This window comes from Coprococcus intestinihominis, from assembly GCF_040096555.1.
Taxonomy (GTDB): domain Bacteria; phylum Bacillota; class Clostridia; order Lachnospirales; family Lachnospiraceae; genus Coprococcus_A; species Coprococcus_A intestinihominis.
Genome location: NZ_JBBMEK010000113.1, coordinates 1 through 9,722, shown reverse-complemented (window position 1 = coordinate 9,722; position 9,722 = coordinate 1). Strand labels below are relative to the sequence as shown.

The 9,722-nt window shown below is 38.3% G+C and carries 10 protein-coding genes; all 10 read left to right on the top strand.

The window, feature by feature from the left end; translation table 11 throughout:
• Nucleotides 1–1,434, top strand: a 1,434-nt coding sequence (locus WMO25_RS09890) for an RHS repeat-associated core domain-containing protein (RefSeq protein ID WP_349085161.1), incomplete at its 5' end; no start/stop codon positions are given.
• Complete coding sequence (locus WMO25_RS09885) at nucleotides 1,415–1,669, top strand: hypothetical protein (RefSeq protein WP_055155848.1); 255 nt, start codon at nucleotides 1,415–1,417, stop codon at nucleotides 1,667–1,669. The genes WMO25_RS09890 and WMO25_RS09885, both read left to right, overlap by 20 nt.
• Before the next feature lie 7 nt (nucleotides 1,670–1,676).
• Entirely contained in the window at nucleotides 1,677–2,300 is a 624-nt protein-coding gene (locus tag WMO25_RS09880) for a hypothetical protein (RefSeq protein ID WP_055155849.1), read from the top strand.
• Nucleotides 2,301–2,466: 166 nt separating this feature from the next.
• Nucleotides 2,467–2,883, top strand: coding sequence for an MmcQ/YjbR family DNA-binding protein (locus WMO25_RS09875; RefSeq protein ID WP_055155850.1), 417 nt, complete (start codon nucleotides 2,467–2,469; stop codon nucleotides 2,881–2,883).
• A 72-nt stretch (nucleotides 2,884–2,955) separates the two neighbouring features.
• Nucleotides 2,956–3,768 (top strand): class B sortase, encoded by an 813-nt coding sequence (gene srtB, locus WMO25_RS09870; protein ID WP_055155851.1) that lies wholly within the window; start codon nucleotides 2,956–2,958, stop codon nucleotides 3,766–3,768.
• Between the two features lie 191 nt (nucleotides 3,769–3,959).
• Nucleotides 3,960–4,802: a helix-turn-helix domain-containing protein gene (locus tag WMO25_RS09865; RefSeq protein ID WP_055155852.1), complete on the top strand. Its 843-nt coding sequence runs from the start codon at nucleotides 3,960–3,962 to the stop codon at nucleotides 4,800–4,802.
• A gap of 37 nt (nucleotides 4,803–4,839) precedes the next feature.
• Nucleotides 4,840–5,658: a metal-dependent transcriptional regulator gene (locus tag WMO25_RS09860; RefSeq protein WP_055155853.1), complete on the top strand. Its 819-nt coding sequence runs from the start codon at nucleotides 4,840–4,842 to the stop codon at nucleotides 5,656–5,658.
• 19 nt (nucleotides 5,659–5,677) lie between these two features.
• Nucleotides 5,678–6,514, top strand: coding sequence for a hypothetical protein (locus WMO25_RS09855; RefSeq protein ID WP_349085160.1), 837 nt, complete (start codon nucleotides 5,678–5,680; stop codon nucleotides 6,512–6,514).
• Between the two features lie 336 nt (nucleotides 6,515–6,850).
• Nucleotides 6,851–7,363, top strand: a complete 513-nt coding sequence (locus tag WMO25_RS09850; RefSeq protein WP_268805010.1) for a hypothetical protein — start codon at nucleotides 6,851–6,853, stop codon at nucleotides 7,361–7,363.
• A 216-nt stretch (nucleotides 7,364–7,579) separates the two neighbouring features.
• A partial coding sequence (locus tag WMO25_RS09845) for a hypothetical protein (RefSeq protein ID WP_349085159.1) occupies nucleotides 7,580–9,722 on the top strand: 2,143 nt, incomplete at its 3' end.

The following is a 9,722-nucleotide window of genomic DNA, read 5'->3' as shown; positions in this document are numbered from 1 at the left end:
CGTGAAAATACAGAAGTCCTCGCAGAGTATGGGGCAGACGAGAAAGTCCGTCAGGCTTATACTTATGGAGAAAGTGGAATCGGAGAACGTATAAGCGTTGATAAATCCACAGAAAGCAGTTATTATTTATATGACGGAAGAAACAGCGTGACCGGAATCCTGACCGAAACAGCTAATCTGACGAACAGTTATCAGTATGATTCATACGGTAACCTTACATCGGGAACAGCAGACGGTGTCAATTACTACGGTTACAATGGGGAGTCCACAAATGTAAAAACAGGACTTCAGTATCTGCGGGCAAGATACTATAACGCAGAGAACGGAACCTTTACAACTGAAGATAGTGATCTTGGAACGACAGAAAATCCATTAACCAGAAACCGCTACGATTATACAACCAATAATCCGCTGAATTACAGTGATCCGACAGGACATTCCCTGTGGAGCAGGATTAAGGGTGCAGCTAAGAAGGTGGCAAAAACGGTTGTAAAAGCAGCAAAAACAGTTATAAAAACTGTAAAAAATGTTGTTAAGACAGTAAAAAATGCAATCAGCCGTCCAAATCAGAGAATAAAGAATGCATTGGTAAGTAATTCATCAAAGAAAAATTCAGTAAAATTTACTGGAAATGGTTATAGTAATTCTTATCAAGGTAATAAGAGTAGGTATAGTGGAAATAAAATTTCCAACGGTACTAAATTTGTAAAAACTAATAGTAATGGGAAAGCCAATGGAATTTATACTTCATTTCATGCGTATGCAGAGGCTCGAACAAGCGAAATCCGTCAGGAAATTAAAAGAAAGCTATGTAGTAAAGATAGTGAACGAATACAAAAACAAATAAAGACTGGAGCTATAGTTGCAGGACTAAGCATTATTTTTACGAGCAATATGGAATTGCAACGATTAATAGAAAAATTCCCGAATATACGTATTGAGTATACTGGAACATTAAAAGACAGTTTAAAATTAAGCACCGGTATAGCAATGATAATCGGCGGAGCGGGCTTAACAATATTAGGTGGAGGCGGAACAGTAATGAGTGGCGGATTGGCCGCTGAAGTTAGTGTCCCAGCAGCGGTTGCAGGAGTTGGTGTAGCAGGAACAGGTGTAGCTATTGCTGGAAGTGCATTATCTAATATGTTTGATGTACGAATTCAGAAATCAAGTAAAAACAAGGGAAGTACAGATTCAAACAAGAAACCAACTAGCCGAAATCAAATGCAAAAACAAGTAGAAAAGGGGCAAGCTCCAAAAGAGGTGGATCGAGTTGATGGTGCTCATACTGAAGGACAGCAACCACATGTTCATTTTAAAGATGGAACATCATTAAATCAAGATGGAACAGTACATGATGCACATAAAGGAACGCCTAATTTAACAAATAGTACAAGAAAATGGCTGGAAGAAAATGGCTGGAAAGGAAATTAAAAAAATGAAATTTTTTGGATATGAAAAAGATAGTGAAAAATTAATGAAGTTGAGTGAAGCAACGTTTGATGGAACTTTAGAAGAATTAGAAGATTTGATTGATTTTTTAAAAACTGTCCAAGAAGAACATAGTAAGGTGGCAAAAAAAACGGATATGTGCCATTCGCATTTCCGAGACTGGAGTAATAAATGGAATAAGGAGGATTCAGATTTTATTGTGGTAACACGATTCTGAAAAAATAATGAAAGATAAAAAGATATTTTTTATATCAAATATATTATTAGTAAGTTTGTTAGTAAATGCTTGTACCAAACAACCAGACTTCGATTCCAAATCCTACGTCCAAAGTTCTCTTGATGCATACTATCATGGAGAATATAAGGACTATGCGAATCTGTTAGAAATCTCGGAAAAAGATGCCAAGAAAGAAATCGAAGAGGATTTTAATGAGAGTATCCAACAGCAATTTGATGATTCCGATAACATTACGGATAAAGGAATTGCTGATTATGCAGAAAAACTGGCAGAAGTAAAGAAACTGGCAAAATACAAAGTACAGGATGTGAAAGAAGAGGATGGAGTCTATACAGTAAGTGTACAAGTTGAACCATCCAATGTATTTCAGACATTGCAACAAAGCTCTACAGAGGTAAGCAATGAAAAAATAAAGCAGGGATTGGATGGAAATGATCCGGAAGTCTTTGCAGCTGTATTAACAGAAAGTGTCCAGAAGAGTCTTGAAAAGAACAGTTATGGAAAAACTGTTACTGTAAAAGTATCAGTGGAAAAAGATAATTCAGGAAAGTATGGTCTTTCGGATACAGAGATGAGTAAGCTGGAAACAGCGATGTTTCCAACAGAATAAGAATGAATGGAAAGCTATCAGAGGAAAAAAACTGGTAGCTTTCTTTTGTTTCAAAAACAGAGACTTGTTAAAAAGCTATTGTAATAAGCGAATCAGAAAAGTTATAATAAATGATAATGGATGGCAGAGGTCATCCATTCATTATGAGAAAAAGAAGGGATCCCACATGAACCAACAAGAAATATTCACATACATCCAAAAGCAATACCCCACCCATCCAGACACCATCAACAAATCCGGATACCCCGTCACCATCTTCAAAAACCCAAGAACCGCCGCACCTTATGCCATCTTTTACCAACCAGCCGAAAGAACAACTTTCATGGAGGTTCAGGCAGAGCCGGACATGATAGGCAACTACATCGAAATGTATCACCTTGCTCCGGCAAAGTACATGGACAAGAAGCACTGGCTGGCAGTTCCGCTGGACGGTTCTGTCAGCGATTCAAAAGTTCTGGATTTACTCGATATGAGCTACGACCTCGTAGACGGACAGGCAGAAGCAGATGGAGAAACAGGAGCAGATAGACAGATAGGGGCAGACGGACAGGCAACAGACAGTACGCCAGAAGAAAAAGATTGACAATTCTGACCACACATTCCATAATGACGATAGTGGTTCGAGAGAACTAACAGGAAAAATGGGAGAGACAACATGAAGAAAAAAAGCTCATACCGATGGCTGATATGGATCATTCTGGCAGTGGTTTTAATCGGGGTAGCACTTATGCATATCCTGCCCCCATACATCGACCGATGGAAATCTGCCAGAGATTATGACAAACTTGCCGAAGAGTATGTAAATGATGAGTCCGAACCAAATGATGGAAAACAGAAGAAAAAAGACTGGTGGGCTACAGATGTAAAAGTAGAATTTGACAAGCTGAAAGCCGAGAATCCAGATGCCATCGGGTGGATACGGTTTGATAATCAGGACGAACTTGGCATCAATTATCCGATTCTGTATTCAGGTGACAATCAGAAATATCTGAGAACCGACCTGCATGGCAACAGCCACATCGCGGGGTGTATCTTTTTGGAAGGTCTTAACAAATCTGATTTTTCGGATTATTACAACATTATTTACGGTCACAATATGAATGACGGAAGCATGTTCGGGAGCCTGAAAAAATATAAGGATGACGGTTTCTGGAAAGAGAATCAATACTTCACTGTATATTCTGAGACAACCGCCTACCGTTATCGAATCTTCTCTTATGAGGATGCAGTCAATGGCGGTGATGTATACAAAGTAGGATACCAGCCGGGCGAAGAGTATCAGAAATTTATCGACCAGATGATAAAAGATTCCGATGTTGATACAGGAGTAAAGCCGCAGACCAGTAACAAGATACTGACACTTTCTACCTGTACAGGGAACGGATACAGCAAGCGGCTTGCCATCCATGCAGTCTGCGTTGACGCACAGACTACGGATGAGTCAAAATTAAAGGAAACAGGAAATTAACTATGAAAATATCCAAAAGTATGTCGAAAAAATATCCAAAAACATGTTTTTGGATATTTTTATATGGAATTATAATGTTGTAGAGGAAAATGCATTGACAAACCTGAAAAAAGGACAATATAATTAAAATTACATGGTTTGAACCAACTAACCAAAACGTAATCGGAAAACGAGAAACAGAGGAAAAAGCAATGGAAACAAAGAAAGTGGCAAAAGAATACCTGCAAAAAGATATTCTGCGTACGATTTTTCAGATGAGGAAAAGGCAGGAGGATGATAAGCAGATCAAAAGAATCATCGTATTAGACTATGACCTGACCGAGTATCACTGGAAAACGAACATTAAGAAATTACAAGAGGAAGGATTTCTGGAAACGGACAGTGATGCGAAGATTCCGGCACTGACAGAAAGCGGAACGGAGTATGCGAGACAACTGCAACGGGCAGCTGAAGGCTGGAATCAGTTCTTGCAAATGAGCGGAGTCGATGAAAAGACAGCAGACAGGGACGGCAGACTCATGGCGTGTGAAGTATCCGATCCGGACAAAATCGACAATTTATGGAAATTTATCAATGAAGGTGGAAGAAGTTCCATTCCGAAAAGTGTAGACTGCCACACGCTTTGGAAGAAGTTGAAACCGGGAAAGTATCAGATGTGGTATTCCTTTTACACCACAGAGATTGGAAAAGAGAGAAAAGCAGCTATCGAAGATATGCGGTTTGAACGGGATGGCTGGCTGCACATAGAGCCTTGGGAGATATGGCTGGAACTAACAGAGCATCCAGAGAACGAGGATGACAGAACAATCTGGTATCAGAACATGCATGGAATCTGGAAGAAGGAAGAAGTAAATGATCACAGTATTAAAATTCCTGCCACAGCATTTCACATAGAGTACGAACAGCAGTGGTTGGGTGAAATACATTTCACCTGTAATATGGGGTTTGTCGCAGAGAAAAAGAAAGGCTCCAAGAAAAAAACGATATGCTTACTGGATGGAAGTCTTTTGCAGAAAATACCGGATATCGTGTAGCGGATAGATATTAAAAAAGACAGGTAGGAAAGGTAACATGGGAAGAAAGATTGAAAACAGAAATATTGATGTGACAAAAGCCAGAGGCGAACTGGAAGAAGATCTTCTGGAATATGTCTACCGGATGTGGAGGCAAGGCAGACAGATCACATCGAAAGAGTATGCCAGAGAAGTGAATATAACCGGATATGAAGCGGCAGGCCTGGTGCGGAGTCTGGTGAAAAAAGGATTTTTGTGTGAGCCGGAAAACGGACATCTGGAACTGAGCGATAAGGGAAAACTGGAAGGTATGGAGTGCCTTGCACGCCATGAGAAACTGACACAGTTCTTCCAGATGGTAAGTGGAATGGATCAGCAGAGGGCGCAGGAAGATGCCTGTAGAGTGGAACATTATATCAGTCCGGAAGGGTTAAAAGGAATTGAAAACTTTCTGCAGTACGGTGACGTATACGACAGAGTTTATGACGATATGGACTTGTATACCTTTTATGAGGATGGTGAGTTCCCGATGGCATTCGGACTGTATGAACCGGAACGACGCAATCCAAGATTCCTTGCACCAGAGTACGGGAAACTGGAACATTCTGTTATATTAAGAGTGAAAAAGTCCCAGAACTGCTTCCTGCTCAGGACAAAAAAGGACGAATCCATCGGCTATGTATGGTACAGAAGAGATGATGAATGGATACAGGCGAAAGAAGAAAAAGGTGTTTATCAGTTACCGACAGACATCTGTACTTATACTGCCAATACAGGAATCCCGATTACAGAAGCAGTGGCAATCATTGCGATTACACGCTTTGATCAGAAGCCATTGCCAATCGATTATCGGGAATTGAATATTCATGTATGGTGACGAAGAGAGGAACAAGAAAATGGAAAAAGGTGAACATCTAAAGAGACAGAACAGACCTACAATGCTGCAACTGCAATATTTACAACGCCTGTCAAGAGTAGAAAAGAAACGTGGAGCTCAGGGAAGTATCGCAGAATCTTATGGCGTGAATCGATCAACGGTAAACCGTTATTTTAAGAACTGCATAGAAAGAGGAATCCTGACAGAATCACTGGAATTTACCGCAGCAGGTGAAGAATGGCTGGAAAGATATACCAAGCTGTATGAGAATCTTGAAAAATATCTGGAAGAAATCGGTGCAAAACCGGAAGAAATCGAGGAATCACTGGATGTTATGGTGGAGAATATCGACATCCACATGCTGGAACTGATGATTAACGCCTATACAGAGAAAAAATCAGTATACAAGAAAAAAGAGAATGAACTGGATCAGGAGATACAGCACAATCTGCAGAAATGTGAAAGGCATCCGGTAGTGTTCCGGCTTTACCGGATGAATAAAAAGCAGGGGCAGGGAAGAGACTCTATGGCGATGAGAGGATTTGAAGATATAGCCAAAATCGTTCAGGAGAAGGGAGAAAGCTATCTGGAATTAAAGCTGAAAGAGATGGCAGCACACTCCAGAGTGAGTGGTGAAATGATGGCTGGAAAACTGAAAACATTGAAGTATGAGCATAATGAAGTTTTGGAAGAAGCAAGAATAGAGAATAATATAGTGAAAATCCCGATGGAAGCGTGCAGAATCCACCGATGGACGGGGATTGGCACGATGGGAATTGTACCAGTTACCGTAACCTGCAGTGTAGGACCAATGCACATGCCGGAAAGCACTGCACTATTATATTTCTGGGTATAAATTGAAATGAGAAAAATTCTCATTTACGCATATCATGTAACAAAATAAGAAAAAATTTCAATAAAGTGCTGTTGTTGATAAAATACTATCAATAACAGCACTTTTGCGTCCGTTGTTGTCTGAATAACAACAAAATCAAAGGAAATAACGGCCTGTTTGTTGCAATTCAGGCAACAAACTTGTAAAAAATGGTGTTGACATTGAATGGCAAATTATGGTATCTTTCAGACAAGGAGTTAGATACAAGTAACCAAAGCAATATTGTGGCTAACTTAGATGACTTTAAACTAGAATTTTTAGAACGTACTCAAAGACGGCGTTCAGAAGGAGGATTTTATGAAGAACAAATTTGTGAAGAAATTAGCGGCGGTAGCAACTGTGGCAACAATGGCTATGGGTATGAGTGTGTCTGCGTTTGCAGCGGCAGGAGACACTACAACATTAGCCACAAATCTGTATAAAGATGGAAAGTATAATGCGTCAGCTGTTGACAGTAATCTGTCTATGGGAAATGGTGCTGTTGAAGACACAACGTATGTAGAGAATAGTGATGGAACATATACAGTTACATTGAACTTTAAATCATCTTTCAAGGCTATGGGAATGAAAGGCTACCTGAAAGAAGTGGATGTGGATACAAATCAGGATGGTACATTTGGAAATGATGATTATGAAGTTGTTCATTTAGATGGAGACAGCTCCAAAGCCGTTATTGGAATTACTTTTACAACAGATTCTATTCCAACTATAAATACAAAATATGATGCGAAATTTTCGATTAATGTATTAAATGTAATGCCGGTTAATGCAGAAGGAGATATCGTAATCTTGCCAGGAGTAACAGAATAAGAATAATTTTCCGGTTATTTAGAAAAATACAGAAGGTCTGAATAATTGTTACGAGTAAAGCTGAGAGATTAAAAAATGGTCCATGTAATTGTGATAACAACAAATGATTTGGGAAAAATAAGCAATGATATGACCATAAAAGGCGGTTCGACAAGAATCGCCTTTTTACTTAGTAAGAGCAAATAACAAAAATGAATTCTGTAAGGAGAAAAAGATATGAGAAGAAAAATCTATAAAAGTTTAACTGCGATTCTTCTGGCGAGCACAATGATAACGGGAGTGGTTCAAACACCCATTACAAGCTATGCTAGTGCTGTAAATGCGATAAATGAAACACAAAATGTTTCTGAACGAGATCAACTAAAAACATTGATTGAAAAAGCAGACAAATTAAATGAGAACGATTATACCGCAGAAAGTTGGGCAGAATTTAAAGAAGTACGAGAATCTATAGATGATGTAGATGAAATACCGGATAAATTTGTGGGAGTAATTTTACAGAATTTACAGGAAGCAATTAATAATCTGGAATTAGTACAAACAGAAAATGAAGAACGTAAACAGTTAAAGGCATTGATTGAAAAAGCAGATAAACTGAATGAAAACGATTATACCGCAGAAAGCTGGGCAGAGTTCAAAGATGTACGGGATTCTATAGAAAATGTAGATGAAATACCGGATAAATTTGTGGGAATAGTATTACAAAACCTGCAGGAGGCAATAGATAATTTAGAGCCGGCGAAAGCAGAAAGCGAAGAAAGAAAACGGTTAAAAGCACTGATTGAAAAAGCAGATAAACTGAATGAAAGTGATTATACCGCAGAAAGCTGGGCAGAGTTTAAAGAAGTACGAGAATCCATAGATGATGTGGATGAAATACCTGATCAGTATGTTGGGATAGTATTACAAAATCTGCAGGAGGCAATAGAAAATTTAGAGCCAGCGAAAGCAGAAAGCGAAGAAAGAAAACAGTTAAAAGCACTGATTGAAAAAGCAGATAAACTGAATGAAAGTGATTATACCGCAGAAAGCTGGGCAGAGTTTAAAGAAGTACGAGAATCCATAGATGATGTGGATGAAATACCTGATCAGTATGTTGGGATAGTATTACAAAATCTGCAGGAGGCAATAGAAAATTTAGAGCCAGCGAAAGCAGAAAGCGAAGAAAGAAAACAGTTAAAAGCACTGATTGAAAAAGCAGATAAACTGAATGAAAGTGATTATACCGCAGAAAGCTGGGTAGAATTTAAGGAAGTACGAGATGCGATTGAAGATGTAGATGCGATTCCAGATAAATATGTTGGTACAGTTTTGCAGAATTTGCAAGATGCAATAGATGGATTGAAAAAAGCTGAAAATGATACGAAATTACAGCTTGATGATGGATATTACATAGCTAATTTAACTTGTGGAACTTTTCAAAAGGGGAATTTATTGGAGAAATACTCAACAGGTGGAATTAGTGGAACAGCATTGATTACTGCAAAAAATCATAAATACACAATCACATTAAATGCGGTTGCTGGTAATACAATAGAGTATTTTGATGTCCTTAATAAAGAATACGATCAAGATGATAATTATCAAAACAAGCTAGGAACAAAAGGCTGGTTGAATGATTCAGCAATTGTGGATACTAAAAAATATTCCGAAGCTGTTAGAAATGGCGCAACAGATGAAAATAATAAATATTGGCAAGATGTTGAGTGGAAAATAAATAAAGAAAATGGAAATGCAACGATTTCATTTTCGATGGATGATCTTGAAAGACAACTTCTTATTTATGAAACGGTATCTAGCAGTTACAATGGTGCAACATCAAAAATTTATAGAGAAAATTTAACAATAGATACTCAGAATGCTACAAAAATTGATAAAGACAATATTTCGACAAGCGGAACAATTTCTTATACAGCTAATGGAGACAGCTTTTCTATGTTTACAGATGGAGAAGCAGAATGGAATGTAACTGACAATGTCGGAACGGCAACATATACAATTGATACAAACTGGTTAGAAAATCATAGTCAAAATATTCGATGGATTAAGGACGATGCAGGAAATACAATCGATTTAAGCGAAGGTCATGTAGAACTGACATACGACTTGAATGATTATACAACGTTAGCATGTGGAAGATCTATCATATATCAAGAAAAAATATCAAATTCAATTTCAACTTACATGATTACTCTTGTTCCTAAAACTGGCAAAATTACACAAGTCAGTTTAATTGATAAAGAAACAGGAACTAAATTGGAAACGACAAGTGATATTGTAAATCCAGATGCATCGTTGATTAGTGAAGAAATTGTAGATGATCCAGACAACAAAGAAGATCCGTATGATTGTTTGATGG